This window comes from Pseudoalteromonas sp. UCD-33C (assembly GCF_001306895.1).
In the GTDB taxonomy this organism is placed as follows: Bacteria; Pseudomonadota; Gammaproteobacteria; order Enterobacterales; family Alteromonadaceae; genus Pseudoalteromonas.
Genome location: NZ_LJTB01000002.1, coordinates 836,700 through 853,267, shown reverse-complemented (window position 1 = coordinate 853,267; position 16,568 = coordinate 836,700). Strand labels below are relative to the sequence as shown.

The 16,568-nt window shown below is 41.6% G+C and carries 11 protein-coding genes and 10 tRNA genes; 5 read left to right on the top strand and 16 right to left on the bottom strand.

Going from position 1 to position 16,568, the window contains the following annotated elements; genetic code table 11:
• Positions 1-2,589, bottom strand: coding sequence for a leucine--tRNA ligase (gene leuS / locus AOG26_RS07130; protein ID WP_054561825.1), 2,589 nt, complete (start codon positions 2,587-2,589; stop codon positions 1-3).
• A 186-nt stretch (positions 2,590-2,775) separates the two neighbouring features.
• Here leuS and AOG26_RS07125 point away from each other — a divergent pair, with 186 nt between their 5' ends.
• From AOG26_RS07125 to AOG26_RS07110, 4 genes are all read left to right on the top strand, one after another.
• Positions 2,776-3,234, top strand: a complete 459-nt coding sequence (locus tag AOG26_RS07125; protein WP_054551664.1) for a zinc ribbon-containing protein — start codon at positions 2,776-2,778, stop codon at positions 3,232-3,234.
• Positions 3,235-3,303: 69 nt separating this feature from the next.
• Positions 3,304-5,706 (top strand): Lon protease family protein, encoded by a 2,403-nt coding sequence (locus AOG26_RS07120; RefSeq protein WP_054561824.1) that lies wholly within the window; start codon positions 3,304-3,306, stop codon positions 5,704-5,706.
• The gene (locus tag AOG26_RS07115; protein ID WP_054561823.1) at positions 5,703-6,179 is read left to right on the top strand and encodes an FKBP-type peptidyl-prolyl cis-trans isomerase; all 477 of its coding nucleotides are present in this window, start codon (positions 5,703-5,705) and stop codon (positions 6,177-6,179) included. Before AOG26_RS07120 ends, AOG26_RS07115 begins: the two co-directional genes overlap by 4 nt.
• Before the next feature lie 355 nt (positions 6,180-6,534).
• Positions 6,535-7,449, top strand: a complete 915-nt coding sequence (locus AOG26_RS07110; RefSeq protein WP_054561822.1) for a hypothetical protein — start codon at positions 6,535-6,537, stop codon at positions 7,447-7,449.
• A 51-nt stretch (positions 7,450-7,500) separates the two neighbouring features.
• On the opposite strand, the gene lnt is transcribed toward AOG26_RS07110, so the two are convergent.
• Genes lnt through miaB form a run of 5 tightly spaced genes read right to left on the bottom strand, consistent with a single transcriptional unit; the run spans position 7,501 to position 12,941 of the window.
• Positions 7,501-9,054 (bottom strand): apolipoprotein N-acyltransferase, encoded by a 1,554-nt coding sequence (gene lnt, locus AOG26_RS07105; RefSeq protein ID WP_200907857.1) that lies wholly within the window; start codon positions 9,052-9,054, stop codon positions 7,501-7,503.
• Complete coding sequence (gene corC, locus AOG26_RS07100) at positions 9,035-9,919, bottom strand: CNNM family magnesium/cobalt transport protein CorC (protein ID WP_054551660.1); 885 nt, start codon at positions 9,917-9,919, stop codon at positions 9,035-9,037. The genes lnt and corC overlap by 20 nt, the downstream gene beginning before the upstream one ends.
• 22 nt (positions 9,920-9,941) lie before the next feature.
• Entirely contained in the window at positions 9,942-10,397 is a 456-nt protein-coding gene (gene ybeY, locus AOG26_RS07095; protein WP_054561820.1) for an rRNA maturation RNase YbeY, read from the bottom strand.
• Positions 10,394-11,446 carry a PhoH family protein gene (locus AOG26_RS07090; RefSeq protein ID WP_054551658.1) on the bottom strand — a complete coding sequence of 351 codons (1,053 nt, stop codon included), beginning with the start codon at positions 11,444-11,446 and terminating at the stop codon, positions 10,394-10,396. The genes ybeY and AOG26_RS07090 overlap by 4 nt, the downstream gene beginning before the upstream one ends.
• Before the next feature lie 49 nt (positions 11,447-11,495).
• The gene (gene miaB / locus AOG26_RS07085) at positions 11,496-12,941 is read right to left on the bottom strand and encodes a tRNA (N6-isopentenyl adenosine(37)-C2)-methylthiotransferase MiaB (RefSeq protein WP_054551657.1); all 1,446 of its coding nucleotides are present in this window, start codon (positions 12,939-12,941) and stop codon (positions 11,496-11,498) included.
• A 258-nt stretch (positions 12,942-13,199) separates the two neighbouring features.
• Here miaB and AOG26_RS07080 point away from each other — a divergent pair, with 258 nt between their 5' ends.
• Positions 13,200-14,369 (top strand): FAD-dependent oxidoreductase, encoded by a 1,170-nt coding sequence (locus AOG26_RS07080; protein WP_054561819.1) that lies wholly within the window; start codon positions 13,200-13,202, stop codon positions 14,367-14,369.
• Between the two features lie 342 nt (positions 14,370-14,711).
• On the opposite strand, the gene AOG26_RS07075 is transcribed toward AOG26_RS07080, so the two are convergent.
• The 10 genes from AOG26_RS07075 to AOG26_RS07030 form a co-directional block, all read right to left on the bottom strand.
• Positions 14,712-14,786 (bottom strand) — tRNA-Gln (locus tag AOG26_RS07075).
• Between the two features lie 38 nt (positions 14,787-14,824).
• Positions 14,825-14,909 (bottom strand) — tRNA-Leu (locus AOG26_RS07070).
• Between the two features lie 184 nt (positions 14,910-15,093).
• Positions 15,094-15,168 (bottom strand) — tRNA-Gln (locus AOG26_RS07065).
• Positions 15,169-15,208: 40 nt separating this feature from the next.
• Positions 15,209-15,293: transfer RNA gene (locus tag AOG26_RS07060), tRNA-Leu, on the bottom strand.
• A gap of 66 nt (positions 15,294-15,359) precedes the next feature.
• Positions 15,360-15,434, bottom strand: a tRNA-Gln gene (locus tag AOG26_RS07055).
• A gap of 40 nt (positions 15,435-15,474) precedes the next feature.
• Positions 15,475-15,559: transfer RNA gene (locus AOG26_RS07050), tRNA-Leu, on the bottom strand.
• Positions 15,560-15,646: 87 nt separating this feature from the next.
• Positions 15,647-15,723: transfer RNA gene (locus tag AOG26_RS07045), tRNA-Met, on the bottom strand.
• Positions 15,724-15,727: 4 nt separating this feature from the next.
• Positions 15,728-15,802, bottom strand: a tRNA-Gln gene (locus tag AOG26_RS07040).
• 36 nt (positions 15,803-15,838) lie between these two features.
• Positions 15,839-15,923, bottom strand: a tRNA-Leu gene (locus AOG26_RS07035).
• A 60-nt stretch (positions 15,924-15,983) separates the two neighbouring features.
• Positions 15,984-16,060, bottom strand: a tRNA-Met gene (locus tag AOG26_RS07030).
• Between the last annotated feature and the right edge of the window lie 508 nt (positions 16,061-16,568).

Genomic DNA, 16,568 nt, shown 5'->3' with positions numbered 1-16,568 from the left:
TTAGTTAGCAACCACGTTAAGTAGTTTGCCAGGTACGTAAATTACTTTACGGACAGTCGCGCCCTCAGTGAACTTAGTCACGTTTTCTTCAGCAAATGCTAATGCTTCAACTTGCTCTTTGGTTGCATCTGCAGGCACTGTTAACTTAGCACGTAGCTTACCGTTAACTTGTACAATGATTAGCTTCTCATCTTCAACAAGTGCTGACTCATCAACTGTTGGCCATGCTGCATCTAAGATGTCGCCTTCTTTGCCAAGGTCTTGCCATAACTGGTGACACATGTGCGGTGTGATAGGCGCAAGCATGATAAGTAATGCTTCAAGTGCTTCGTTAGCAATTGCCACATCTTGTTTATCAGCAAGTGGTGCTTTAAGTAACTTGTTCGAGATTTCCATGATAGCAGCGATTGCAGTGTTGAATGTTTGACGACGTTCAACGTCATCAGTCACTTTTGCAATTGCTTTATGAAGTTCACGACGAAGAACTTTTTGGTCGTTGTTTAATGCTGATTTATCAAGCGCTTGGTAGCCTACTGTTTCTACATCAACAGCGTACTTCCAAATACGTTTTAAGAAACGCATTGCACCTTCAACACCTGAATCAGACCATTCAAGAGTTTGCTCTGGTGGTGCTGTAAACATCATGAATAAACGAACTGTATCTGCACCGTACTCGGCAATAACTTGTTGTGGGTCGATACCGTTGTTTTTCGATTTCGACATTTTGCTCATGCCCGCAGAGAATACCGGCTCGCCATCTTCTTTGTGCCACGCTTTAACAACACGACCTTTGTCGTCTGTTTCAGTTTGTACATCAGTTGGTGAAATCCAGATATCACCACCTTTCTCATCTTTACGATAGAAAGTATCAGCTAGTACCATGCCTTGACATAATAAGCGCTCAAATGGCTCATCTGAGTTTACTAAACCAAAGTCGCGTAATAGTTTGTGGAAGAAACGCGAGTAAAGTAAGTGCAAGATCGCATGCTCAATACCACCAATGTATTGGTTTACTGGTAACCAGTAATTTGCAGCACCTGGCTCGATCATGCCTTCGTCAAAACGTGGGCTACAGTAACGAGCGTAGTACCAAGACGATTCCATGAAGGTATCGAAGGTATCTGTTTCGTGGAATGCAGGCGCGCCATTTACTGTTGTTTTAGCCCACTCAGGATCAGCTTTGATTGGTGAAGTCACACCATTCATAACTACGTCTTCTGGTAAGCGAACTGGTAGCATGTCTTCTGTTGCTGCAAGCTCATCACCATTTTCGTCGCTAAGCATTGGAATTGGAGAACCCCAGTAACGCTGACGGCTAACCCCCCAGTCACGTAGACGGAAATTAACTTTACGCTCACCTACACCAAGCGCTTCTAGTTTGTCTGCAACGGCATTAAACGCTGCTTCAAACTCAAGACCATCGAACTCACCCGAGTTAACTAACACGCCTTTTTCTGTGTATGCTTGGTTGTCTAAATCAACTGTTTCTTCAGAACCTGCAGCTGGTGCGATAACTTGGGTAATCTCAAGGCCATAAGCTGATGCGAACTCGTAGTCACGTTGGTCATGTGCAGGAACAGCCATTACAGCGCCTGAGCCGTAATCCATTAATACAAAGTTAGCAACCCAAATTGGTACTTGCTTACCTGTTAATGGGTGAATCGCATAAAAGCCAGTTGCAATGCCTTTTTTGTCCATGGTTGCCATGTCTGCTTCAGCGATTTTCGTGTTTTTACACTCATCAACAAACATAGCTACAGCGTCGCTGTTTTTAGCGGCTTCTTGTGCAATTGGGTGACCGGCAGCAACTGCTACGTAAGTCACACCCATAAAGGTATCTGGGCGTGTTGTATAAACACTGAATGTATCTTCGTTATCAGCACGCTTAAATTCGATTTCTAAACCTTCAGAACGACCAATCCAATTGCGCTGCATGGTTTTAACTTGCTCAGGCCAGTGATCAAGTTTATCTAGATCGTCTAGTAGCTCTTGTGCGTAATCAGTGATTTTGATGAACCATTGAGGAATTTCTTTTTGCTCAACAATGGCACCTGAACGCCAACCACGACCATCAATAACTTGTTCGTTAGCAAGTACTGTTTGGTCAACTGGATCCCAGTTTACTGTTGACATCTTTTTGTATACTAAGCCTTTTTCGTAAAGCTTAGTGAAGAACCACTGTTCCCACTTGTAGTATTCTGGGTGACATGTTGCGATTTCACGATCCCAGTCGTAACCAAAGCCTAATTGCTTTAATTGGTCGCGCATGTAATCGATGTTTTCGTAAGTCCACTTAGCAGGGGCTGTGTTATTTTTGATTGCCGCATTTTCAGCAGGTAGACCAAACGCATCCCAACCCATAGGTTGCATTACATTTTTGCCTTGCAAGCGTTGGAAGCGTGATACTACGTCACCAATGGTGTAGTTACGAACGTGACCCATGTGGAGTCGGCCGCTTGGGTATGGGAACATAGATAGGCAGTAATACTTTTCTTTGCTCTCATCTTCAGTGACTTTAAATACTTGGTTTTCTTCCCAGTAGGCTTGTACTTTTGACTCAATGTCTTGCGGGTTATATTGCTCTTGCATCTACGATTCCAGACTTCTTGCAAATTAATAAAAAATTGTCGATAAGGATAACCCAAAATACATGCTAATCACAGCGACAAATAGGCGCTTTTGTTAATTTTCCAAGGAAATATATTTTCAGGGCAGGTTAACCTATACTCAACTAGAATAACGGTTGATTTTTCATCATTTTTGAAGGAGTAAACGATGGCAGATTATAAATCTTGGCTTAGCGATTTAAGTGCATGGCTTAAAGACGTAAAAGATCATGAGCTAAAAGATGCAATGGAAAAATTTGTTGAGTCAGAGCAAGCACTTAAAGACTTAGGGCAAGAAAAGCTCAATCAGTATCGTGACTATCTACAACGCGATATCGACCACATTAAAGAAAACGACAGTCACTATGATTCACTCGCATGGCTAGAGCTTAAAGAATCGCTTTGGTATGAGTTATCGCACATTGAAGATAAAACCCAGCTCGAATGGCAAGCCTTAAACCAAGATTTTCAACATAATGGTGTTTATCAAGAGGGAGAATGGATAGCCATGGGCACATTAGTATGTAAAAATTGTCAGCATAGTTACGATGTTTACCATGCTACGCAAATTACTCCTTGTACTGAATGTGGCGGTATTTATTTTCGCCGTAAGGCATTACAACCTTAATCAGTGACGCAGGCTTGTGCTGGGCGTTACCTATAATGCCCAGTCAAGACTGGGAAATAAGAAGTTAGAATGACAAAAAAATTAATCCCTCTACCTATTTCTGCGTTAGCGCCTAAAATTGCCGCAAGTCATGTTGCTACTTGTATGCAAAACCCATATCCAGAAGCGTTGCCATTTATTGGTCAACAACGTGCACAAAGTGCCCTCGACTTTTCACTCGGAATGGAATTACCGGGTTACAATGTTTATGTGATGGGTGAAGCGGCTCATGGTCGTTACACCTTAGTAAAAGACAAACTCACAGCCCATTCAAAAGACCGCCCAACGCCTAATGAGTGGTTGTATGTTAACAACTATGATGACCACCGCGAGCCAATCGCATTATTCATGCAAGCAGGTCAATCAAAGCAGTTAGCTGACGATATAGATTCATTTATCGACGAAGTACTCGATACATTCCCCGCGGCTTTTGATAACCCAGGTTATCAACGCAAGAAAAAGTCAATCGACCGTGAGTTTACCGATACTTACGATGCGGCAATTACTGCTGTTGAAATTGCCGCTCTTGAGCAAAGCGTGGCATTGATTGAAGAAAATGGTGTTGTTGGATTTGCGCCTTTAGTGAATGGTAAACAACTGAGCGACAGTGAATTTGCAGCCCTTGATGAGCCACTGCGTATCGAATTTTATGAGGTTATCGAAAAGCTTGAAGATGCGTTAATCGAAGCATTAATTGAGCTTCCTCGCTGGAAACGAGAGTCATCTGAAAAACTACGTAACCTTAAAAAATCAACTGCTGAGCTTGCCACTAAGCCACTCATTAAAGCCCTTGAACATAAATACGCTACGCACATTGGTGTATTACGTTATTTAAAAGACATTCGTGAAGAAATCATTGATGCGGTACTTGAATGGCTCGACGATGATGAAAACGACGAAAACAAAGAAGACTTTGACCGTAAAGGGATGCTCACAGACTTCTTTGCGCCAAATATTCTAGTCGAATACAAAGAGGGCGATGCAGCTCCTGTGGTGTATGAGCCGAACCCGACTTTTGGCAATATTTTCGGCAAAATTGAATATGCAACCTCACAAGGCTCGCTTATCACCAGTTACCGCTCAATTCAGCCAGGTGCACTGCATCGTGCTAATGGTGGCTACTTGATTATGGATGCTGAAAAAGTCATGGCGAATCCACAAGTGTGGGATGGCCTTAAGCTTTCTTTAAAAACGCATCAAATCAAAAACGACTTACCCTATCAAGACAGCTCTGTGGGAAGCAGCTTCACGTTACGTCCGCAGCTTATTCCTCTTGATGTAAAAATAGTGCTGCTAGGCTCTCGCGACCTTTACTACACCATAGGTGAATATGACGAAGAGTTTGCAGAGTTATTCCGTGTACTTGCCGACTTTGATTACTATTTGCCAAGTAGCGATAAACTGCAATATCAGTTCATTACCAAGGTGACTGAGTATTGTCAGCAAACACTCAGTTGCACTGTAAATGAAGCGGCAATGGCGAGGTTATTAAAGTTTAGTTATCGCCAAGCTGAGCACCACAACAAGCTCTCAGCTCGTTTTGCAGATGTATTAGAGTTAGTGGCAGAAGCCAGTTTTTATGCCAAACAAGATGGCCAAACCGTGATTGATGCTCATCACATAGATGAAGCCATTGTTGGTAAGCAATACCGTACAGGGCAAATTTCAGAAACCATGCTGAGTGATATCAAAGAAGGGCAAATTTTAATTGCAACCGAAGGTCACGCAGTGGGCAAAGTAAATGGCTTAACTGTGCTGCACATTGGCGATACCTCATTTGGTACACCAGCACGCATTACAGCCACTGTTTACGCAGGTGCGGATGGCGTAATTGACGTTGAACGAGAAGCTGAACTAGGTAAAGCCATTCACTCAAAAGGAGTGATGCTATTAACCGGTTACTTAGGAAATAAGTATGCTCAGCAATTTAGTCTAACGCTCAGTGCCAATATCGCAATAGAGCAAAGCTATGGCTATATCGACGGTGATAGCGCCTCATTAGCAGAGCTGTGCGCGCTTATATCAGCCATTACAAACTTACCTATTAGCCAATCTATTGCACTGACGGGGTCGATTAACCAGCATGGTGATGTGCAATCAATTGGTGGCGTAAACGAGAAAATAGAAGGCTTCTTCAAGCTTTGTAAAATGCGTGGCTTAACCGGTGAACAAGGGGTGATTATTCCTAAATCTAACCAAGTTAATTTAGTGCTTGATGACGAAGTACTCGATGCGGTTGAAAAAGGACGCTTTAATATTTATGCCGTTGAAACGGTTGATCAAGCACTGAGCTTATTAATGGATAAAGACGCAGGTGAAATGACCGCAGAAGGTTACCCTGAAGGCTCTATTAACGCGCTAGCCTTAGCAAGGCTTGCCAATATCGCTGATATCGTAAATGGCGACAATGATGATGAGAAGGACGCAGAATGATTAATTTAATACTTTTACTGATCATTGGTATTTTTTGTTTTTTAATCTTTAAAAATAGTAAAAAGGCGAAGCTACAAGCCCTTGAAAATGAAAAACTCGCCGCAGACTTTTTAGCGAATAACAGTAAAGCCGACGATGTTCATGAAACCGCATCTGGGCTGCAATACAAAATTGAGCAAAGTTCAGGGAGTGACACAAAGCCAAGTGCAACTAGTAAAGTAAAGGTTCACTATCATGGCACGCTTATGGATGGCAGTGTTTTTGACAGCTCAGTGGTAAGAAACTCACCAATCAGCTTTGGTTTGAATCAAGTCATTGCAGGTTGGACCGAAGGCTTACAGCTAATGAACGAAGGGGATAAGTTTACCTTTTATATCCCGCCTCAGCTTGCTTACGGCCGTAAACGCGTCGGCAGCATTCCAGCAGGCTCGCTACTTATATTTGATGTAGAGTTGATTAAGATAGAATCTTAAAATGTTAAAAAGGCTTCATCATGAAGCCTTTTTTAATTGCCTGCTAAAGTAGTTGAACAGATTTACCTCAATGCAAACATTATTGAATGTAAAGTAGCTGAGACTTTTAAAGTAATTTGCTCTTTCGAACATGCACGTTGCAGTGTAATAACTAGTTAATCTTGCGTTGACAAAATTGCTCGGTCGCTGTACAAGTTCTATAGTACCCTTTTGGGGTATTTATTTATACTGAAGCAGTAAAGCCTCTTCTCATTTTTTAAAATGAACTTCTATAGCCCATAGAAAACCTTCAGAAAATTAGGTTGTTTCTTGTATTTTGGTTATTTTAAAGTTGCATTAATAAAAGGATTTTTGAATGTACAAACTTATATTATTGTTTATTATTTTTTCGGGAATATCCTTGCCTGCTTTCGGTCAGGCAGAAGTTGAAATCTGCAATAATTGCTCTCAAAGTCAAAAAGACAAGGTTGCAAGGCTAAGCGTTAACTCTGATACTAAAGCTGTCATTGTGGCCGATATGATTAATGAAACAGCATTAAAATATGATACTAACTACATTGAAGATCGTTATGGTGAGCCAGTAGTTAGTGTTTCTTTGTCTGAGCTTAGTAATGATGAAGCTTTTGATTTAGACCTTCTCTATGAATACCGCAAAGAGTTAGTACGTGTAATAACGCGTGCTTCTGAAAAGAGTATGCTTAAAAATGCGCAAAGTACTCAACGTAATATATCGACTCCTAAGTATACTAATTCCAATGTAAATGATAATTCTCCGATAGGAAAGGGGATTGAAGTCAAGGGAAGTCCCTATGACTTTTTGCTTGCCAGTTATTTTAGAAATGATGTTTATGACTTTTATTTTGCGGGTGAGACATTAGCTTTAACAAAAATATTATTACCAACTAAGGGAACAATTAAATTTCCGAATATGAATAAGTTAAAGCTATATGTTCGTATAAACTTTTATAGTGATGATTTGGCTAAAAGCCTAAATGGTTTTGTTAGCGTAACACTAAACCCAGTAATTAAGTCATTTAATATTTTAGGTGGGCGGGATGGATTTAAAAACTCAATTCCTTTGAACCAAGACGAAATTAGTGGTCATGATTTTATATTCGCAAATGCTAAGAACGAAGATAAAAATGAGAGCGAAAGAAATGAACACGCCAAGTTTGAAAGATACTCCAGCTCACTAGACGGAGGAGTTAGTTGCCGAGTTGTGGAAACCAAAACGAAGGGAAATAAAAAAATATACACTTATCAATGCTAGCGTTATAAGTTAGAGAGTGGAGTTACCACTCTTTAACTGTCGTCTAAACTTTTATTTGTTATTTTTAATCCTAGCAAGCACACCAACAGTACCGAGTAATATCACTACCGCCCATACTGGCCAATTGCCATATTGACTATAGATACTATCGCCTTTGATTAAAGTGATATTGGCCTCAAGTACATCAGCTTTAAATTGTGGCATAGCGAATTGTGATTTAGCGATAGGGTCGTAAACGGCGCTAATACCATTGTTGGTCACGCGGATTAGTGGGCGCTGTAACTCTAGGGCGCGCATACGCGCTATTTGCATGTGCTGATGCGGGCCATGTGAGTCACCGAACCATGCATCGTTACTCACCGTGAATAAAATATCGGAGTCACTGTGATAATTTCCACGAACCAACTCAGAAAAAGCAATTTCATAGCAAATAGCCGGTAAAATGTTTAAGCCATTTGCGCGTAAATTGTTTTGTACTTCATCACCACGGGTAAAGGATGACATAGGTAAATCAAACAGTGGAGCAATTGGGCGCAAGAAGTCCTGAAACGGCACAAATTCACCAATAGGTAATAACTGATGCTTTTGATAGCGGTTTTTACCTAAATATTGATAGTGGCCTTCACTGTCATCGTGTTCTTTTTTACCAAGCACTATTAAAGTGTTAAAAATGTTACGCGTGTCGTATTGGTAATCAACGATACCAGTAATAAGCGCGGTGTCATTAAAGGTTGCGGCACTATCAAGGCCTGTTAAATACTCGGTTGATAAAGCTTCAAGCTCCGGCACCGCAGCTTCTGGCCAAACAATTAAATCAGCATCCCAATGTAAGCGAGTCATATCTTGGTATTTGCTCATAGTCGTCCAAAACTCAGACGGCTCAAAGCGAAGATGCTGCTTAATATTGCCCTGCACCAGTACAGTTTTAATGGTTTTGTCTTGGTAGTGTAGCTGGCTGCTGCTTGCTATCGTATATAAGCCAGCTAATAAGGCTACAGAGGCGATAAGTGGTTTGCCATCTTTGTAAGCTGTGCGATATAAAGCAAACGCAATTAACATACATACAAGCGTAATCCCAAACTCGCCAATTACCGGGGCTAAAAAATTAAGTGGGCTGTCTGTTTGCGTGTAACCAAAACTCAGCCACGGAAAGCCTGTTAACAATGTGCCACGTAAGTATTCTGTGGTTGCGATAGCGGCGAGTAACCAACATATAAAGCTATATGGGCCTTTAGCAAGGCGTGTTGCCAGCCAAGTAGCTAATGCAGGATAAAGGGCTAAATAAGCACAAAGCAGCACCATTAACGAAAGTGATGCGATTAATGGCATGCCACCAAAGGTCGCTATTGATACATGCACCCAGCTTATACCTGCACCAAACCAACCTAAACCAAATATAAAGCCATATTTAGCACTTTGTTTAGCGGCTAATTTACCGTTTGCGAGAGGGTTAATGCAGTAGAGTAGAGCACCAAGGGAAAGAAAAGTTATAAACCATAGGTTATAGGGTGCGTAACTTAAGGTTAAAAAGAGGCCCGCAATAAGTGCGAGCCAGGCTTTTTTATCTTTTGCAAGGTGACTTAGGTTAGTTAGCAGTTTCTTCACTGTCGTTATCATCAGCCTTTGGAATGGTGACTTGCAATTGTAAGATACGGCGGTTATCTGCGTTAGTGACTTTAAATTGTAAGCCTTCTACCTCGATTGTTTCACCACGGCTTGGCATGTGGCCAAATGCATGTAAAACAATACCACCTATGGTGTCAGCATCTGAGGTGCTGTAACCAGTTTTAAAATACTCATTAAAGTCATCAACTTCAGTCAGCGCTTGCACAGCGTAAACGTGTTTTGCAACTTGGCGAATATCTTGTAGGTCTTCACTTTCATCGTGCTCGTCTTCGATTTCACCCACGATGATTTCAAGGATATCTTCGATAGTGACAAGACCAGACACACCACCATACTCATCAATAACAATCGCCATGTGGTAGCGTTGTTGACGGAACTCATTAAGCAGCGTGTCTACACGTTTACTTTCAGGCACTACAACTGCAGGACGCAAATATTCACGTAAAGAAGGCAGTTGCTCATCTTTGTTGATGATCAGTGGTAATAAATCTTTTGCTAATAAAATACCTTCAACATGGTCTTTGTCTTCACATACCACAGGAAAACGTGAATGTGTTGAATCAACCATCATAGGTAATAGCTCTTCTAATGGTGTATCAACCTCTAAGGTTACCATTTGCGAGCGTGGGATCATGATGTCCCGCACTTTTAGCTCTGATACACCTAGCACCCCTTCAATCATATCTTTGGTTTCAGGGTCGATAAGGTCGCGTTCTTGCGCATCGGCAATTACTTCTACCAGCTCTTCTCTATTCTGGGGTTCCCCTTGCAACATTTGGGCTATGCGGCCCAGCCACGTTTTGCCAGAAGAACCCTGGCTAGTTTGCGAGTTGTCGTCGCTCATTGCGTCTAATTGCTCCGTTAATTTAAATATCGTCTCGATATGGGTCAGCGATGTTCAGATCGGCAAGTAATTGCTTTTCAATGCTTTCCATTTCAAGTGCATCTTCGTCCTTTATATGGTCAAATCCAAGTAAATGCAAGCATCCATGGATAACCATATGGGCAAAATGGTCGTGAAAGGTTTTTTCTTGCTCAATTGATTCGGCTAAAACAATAGCCGGACAAATGATTAAATCACCTACTAAAGGTAACTCAATGCCCGGTGGTGCTTCAAATGGAAAAGATAAGACATTAGTCGGTTTATCTTTGCCGCGGTAATCATTGTTGAGCTGCTGGCTTTGTGCTTCATCGCTGACCACTATAGTCAGCTCTGCATCTTCACGGTAGTTGCTAAGGGCTTTGTCAGCCCATAGCTGGAATTGTTCAAAGCTTGGTAAGTCGTCAAACTCACAGGCTATTTGTAAATCTAATTCGGTCACGAGTTTGCTTCTTGTTGGTTTGCTTGCGCTTCTTTTGCACGTTGCTTCTCTGCACGTTTTAAACGTTCTGCTTCATCGTTTCGCTCATAAGCTTCAACGATACGAGCAACAACCGGGTGGCGAACCACATCGTGTGATTGGAAGAAGTTAAAGCTAATTTCATCGACACCGTTTAATACTTCGATGGCATGACGTAGGCCTGAGCGGGCACCGCGCGGTAAATCGACTTGTGTAATATCACCCGTGATCACCGCCTTTGAATTAAAACCAATACGAGTTAAGAACATTTTCATTTGTTCTGCTGTGGTATTTTGGCTTTCATCGAGAATAATAAACGCGTCATTTAGCGTACGACCACGCATGTAGGCAAGGGGCGCGACTTCAATCACGTTTTTCTCAATTAGCTTTTCAACTCGTTCAAAACCCAGCATTTCAAATAATGCATCATATAAAGGGCGTAAATACGGGTCGATTTTTTGGCTTAAGTCACCCGGTAAAAAGCCTAGCTTTTCACCTGCTTCAACCGCAGGACGAGTTAACAAAATACGGCGAATTTCTTGACGCTCTAAGGCATCAACGGCTGCAGCAACCGCTAAATAAGTTTTACCTGTACCAGCAGGGCCAATACCAAAGGTAATATCGTGATGCAAAATATTTGCAACATACACGCCTTGATTATCATTGCGCGGTTTAATAACGCCACGGCGAGTTTTAATCACCATGTCTTTGCCATATACACCTGGGTTTTCATCTTGCTCTAGCGCATTTGATTCGCTAATTGCCAAATGTACGGCTTCAGGTTCAATCTCGCCAATCAGGCCGCGAATAGGTTGAGTTTCAATATAGAGGTTTTTTAGTATCTCAACAGCCGCAGCTGCAAGGTGCAGTTTACCGGTTACTCTGAAGAAATTATCACGGTGTGCAATCTCAACACCAAGGCGGCGTTCAATTTGCTTAATGTTTTCGTCAAACGGACCACATAAAGATGAAAGGCGTTTGTTGTCGGCGGGTTCTAAATAAATCTCTAATGTTTTTAACTGATTACTCAAAATTGCTTCCTATTGATGGGTGCAGGCTGTGCCTGCACCAAGTGTCACCCTAAGGTACGAAAGTAGCAACGCCAATTTCGTTAGGGGCCGTAGCGGCCTCAGCTTCAGCAGCTTTATTTAAAATAGCTGAAGGTGCCACATCACGGCGTAAGTTCATTTCTGATTCTGTACGAATTAATTCACCACGTAAAGAGTTTGGCAATGCTTCTGTAATACGTACATCAACGAATTGACCGATCACTGAGTGAGGGCCTTCAAAGTTAACCACTCGGTTGTTCTCAGTACGGCCACGTAATTCCATTGGGTTCTTCTTAGAAGGACCTTCAACTAGGATACGCTGTTCGGTATCAAACATTTGGCGGCTGATTTGCTGCGCCATTTGCGTGATACGGTTTTGCAGAATGTATAAACGTTCTTTTTTCTCTTGCTCTGTTACGTCATCTGGTAAATCAGCAGCTGGTGTACCAGGGCGCGCACTGTAGATGAAACTAAAGCTCATATCAAAACCAATATCATTGATAAGGTTCATAGTTGCTTCAAAGTCCGCTTTGCTTTCGCCAGGGAAACCAATGATGAAGTCTGAAGACATGCTTAGGTTAGGGCGAATTTTACGTAACTTACGAATCGTAGATTTGTACTCGAGTGCAGTGTGACCACGTTTCATAAGGTTAAGAACACGGTCTGAACCACTTTGCACTGGTAAGTGTAGGTGGTCAACAAGCTCAGGTACGTCTGCATACGCATCAATGATATCTGGCGTAAATTCTACTGGGTGCGATGTGGTATAACGAATGCGGTCAATACCGTCAATCGCAGCGACATAACGTAATAGATCAGAGAAGTAACAAATTTCACCATCGTGAGTTTCACCACGATACGCATTTACGTTTTGACCAAGTAGGTTTACTTCGCGAACACCTTGCTCTGCAAGTTGGGCAACTTCAAGTAAGACGTCATCAAGTGGGCGGCTTACTTCTTCACCACGCGTGTAAGGTACTACGCAGAATGTACAGTATTTAGAGCAACCTTCCATAATTGATACAAACGCAGTAGGCCCTTCCGCTTTTGGCTCAGGTAAACGGTCGAACTTTTCAATCTCAGGGAATGAAACGTCAACTACCGAGCTGCTGTCGCCACTTTGCACTTGCTTAATCATTTCAGGTAAGCGGTGTAATGTTTGCGGGCCAAAGATTACATCAACAAACGGCGCACGTTGACGAATTGAGTCACCTTCTTGCGATGCAACACAGCCACCAACACCAATGATTAACTCAGGTTTGTCGTCTTTTAATAGTTTCCAACGGCCAAGCTGATGGAATACTTTCTCTTGTGCCTTTTCACGGATTGAACAGGTATTGAGTAAGATCACGTCAGCGTCTTCAGCTTCTTCAGTTAACTGATAGCCGTTAGTCGCATCTAGTAGATCAGCCATTTTCTGAGAGTCGTACTCGTTCATCTGACAACCCCAGGTTTTAATATGCAGCTTTTTACTCATTGAAATATAGCCTCGTTTTCAATTCGGTAGTGACACAAAAATGTGTTAGAAACAGGATTAAGTGGCAAGTATGCCGACTTAAAGGACGCGTATTTTAGCTGGATACCCGCACAGATCCAAGTATAGTTTTTATCTTTGTGGTGTGAAATCAAACAAGTCACTGTTTTGAAATTCATAAGCTGTAAATGCACTGACACGCAATATTGAATTACGTTACAATTTATTCCGTATTTAAATAGCCAAATGAGCGAATATTAAATGAATAAAAATAAGGTAATTGTTGTCGGTGGCGGAATGGTAGGTGCTGCCACTGCTGTAAAATTGGCCAAGCAGGGTAGGGATGTCACCGTTATTGAAAAGCACCTTATCGATGCTGAACACATTTTAAACTCAGATAAGGTAGATATTCGCATTTCGGCTATTAATCGTTTTTCAGAGAATTTACTTGATGAGCTTGATGCCATGCCATTACTAAGACAAAATCGTATTGCGCCTTATCAACAACTAGAGGCCTACCAGCAGCAAGGCGAGAATTTATTGTTTGATTGCCATGAGATTGGCGAAACGCATTTAGGTCATTTAATCGAAAATAATTTAATTCAAGCAAGTCTTTGGCAGCAATTCGCCAAGTACAACATCGAAGTGATAGAGCAGTTATCTGCCATCACGGATATTACTCAAACGGCTGATTCAATCACCTTACATTATGGCGATACTCAATATACCGCTGATTTAGTTGTTGCTGCAGATGGTGGACAGTCACAATTGCGAACTAAAGCTGGTTTAGGTGTAACGGGTTGGCAATATGGCCAGCATTGCATGGGCGTGTTAATCAAATTAGATGCCCCACAGCAGGTAAAAACGTGGCAACAATTTACGCCAACCGGGCCTGTGGCGTTTCTACCGATGCAGGCGCCTTATGCTAATTTAATTTGTTATCACGAGGCTGCAGTTTTAAAGCAGTGGCAAAAATTGTCGAATGAGCAACTTAAAGCAAAACTCATTGACCATTTTCCTGAATTACCGGGCGACTTTGAATTACTTGAGCATGCTGTTTTTCCACTTGCACGCCAACATGCCAATGATTACTCGCACGGACGTTTAGTTTTAGTGGGTGATTCGGCGCACACAATTAACCCGCTCGCTGGGCAAGGTGTGAACCTAGGGTTTCAAGATGTTGTAGCACTGGCAGATATTTTGGCAGATCAACCTGATGTTGGTCAGCAAGCGTTATTAAAACGCTACGAGAAAAAACGCCGCCACGCTAATTTACTAATGATGAGTATGATGGATGCATGTTATTTTGGTTTTTCAAACGAGATTAAACCACTGAGCTGGGTGCGCAGTAAGTTTTTAAAGCTTGCTAATAACACAGGCCCTGCAAAGAACTGGGTTATAAAGTATGCGCTTAGCGGGACATTAAGTTAATCGTAAAAAATTAATTGTACAAAAGATAAAGAAGCGGGGTAATGAAAATTAGCCCGTTTTTTTGTGCTAATACCAATCCGCAGTAATACTTAATCATTTTGAGGGATCAAACCTGTCGCTACCTGCGTTAAAAATTTCTGATTTAGAACAACTAAATAACGAAATTTTTGCCTTGTTATCAACGAGGTTTTATTGCCTCAAAATAGACTACTTAATTAAGCGAATTGGTATAAAAATTACCGAATATACTTTGAGAAACTTGAAACTTGAAACTTGAAACTTGAAACTTGAAACTTGAAACTTGAAACTTGAAACTTGAAACTTGAAAGGGAAGTAAGTAGTTGGCTGGGATACCAGGATTTGAACCTGGGAATGGCAGGATCAAAACCTGCTGCCTTACCGCTTGGCGATATCCCAACGCTAAACTTGAAGAGTTTTAGTTCTACTTAAGAACATGGTGCGGAAGGAGAGACTTGAACTCTCACAACCGAAGTTACTGGAACCTAAATCCAGCGCGTCTACCAATTCCGCCACTCCCGCACATTCTGTGATGCAAGTGTATAGTAATGGAACCTAAATCCAGCGTCTAATCAAGACACCAGCCAATTCCGCCACTCCCGCATCATAATTTTTGCTAATTTAAACTCTTAGCGTGAGTTTTCTTATTCACTCTCTTGGTAGAGAAAGTGGCTGGGATACCAGTTCACTCTCTTGGTAGAGAAAGTGGCTGGGATACCAGGATTTGAACCTGGGAATGGCAGGATCAAAACCTGCTGCCTTACCGCTTGGCGATATCCCAACAAAGAATAAGTTGATAGTTTTGGTTCTTATCAAGAACATGGTGCGGAAGGAGAGACTTGAACTCTCACAACCGAAGTTACTGGAACCTAAATCCAGCGCGTCTACCAATTCCGCCACTCCCGCATCAAAGGGTTTGCTAATTTAAACTCTTAGCGTGAGTTATCTTATTCACTCTCTTGGTAGAGAAAGTGGCTGGGATACCAGGATTTGAACCTGGGAATGGCAGGATCAAAACCTGCTGCCTTACCGCTTGGCGATATCCCAACAAAGAATAAATTGATAGTTTTGGTTCTTATCAAGAACATGGTGCGGAAGGAGAGACTTGAACTCTCACAACCGAAGTTACTGGAACCTAAATCCAGCGCGTCTACCAATTCCGCCACTCCCGCATCATTCGTACTAAAAGTACTGGTAGTTATTTTAAACTCTTCATTGAGTGCAGCTTTAACTCCTGCAGAGCCATTCTAAAAGAAGAATGGTGGCTAAGACGGGATTTGAACCTGTGACCCCATCATTATGAGTGATGTGCTCTAACCAACTGAGCTACTTAGCCATCGTGGCTGGGATACCAGGATTTGAACCTGGGAATGGCAGGATCAAAACCTGCTGCCTTACCGCTTGGCGATATCCCAACAAAAGCTTGATAGTTTGAGTTCTTATCAAGAACATGGTGCGGAAGGAGAGACTTGAACTCTCACAACCGAAGTTACTGGAACCTAAATCCAGCGCGTCTACCAATTCCGCCACTCCCGCATCATTCGTACTTAAAGTACTGGTAGTTATTTTAAACTCTTCATTGAGCAACAAAAAGAATGGTGGCTAAGACGGGATTTGAACCTGTGACCCCATCATTATGAGTGATGTGCTCTAACCAACTGAGCTACTTAGCCATCTTTTTTGTTAGCACTTCATCGCTGAGTGCGGGGCGTATTATGCTGATATGACCTAAATCCGTCAACACCTTTTTTGCAAAAAAATGCTTATCAGTGTTTGTTTGCATTAAAATTAAGCTAAGTGGCGAAATTTCATTTAAATTGCTGTTTTTTTGACTGCAATTTATTAGTTTAATTCCCAAATGCATAATAAGAGTTTTAAAACGCACATTTAAAGTTGCTTGATTTTCATACAAAAATCAAGTTTCAAAATTAGTAAGTGTGTTTTTTTAACGTGTTTAACTGCAAAAAATGAAAAGCGAATGATTTTATACAGGCAAATTTGCGATTAATCGGCCTAGTTTTTACTTCTAAAATACCCACAATTTGCTAATCGAGCAGTCAATAGGTCGCAAAATTGCTAGCGAGTTTTTAAATCCCCTCTAATTGACAGTTGTTATCACTCATTTGCTTTCGACGTATTTATTAATACGATTTACTGTTAAGCATAAATAACACCGTACAT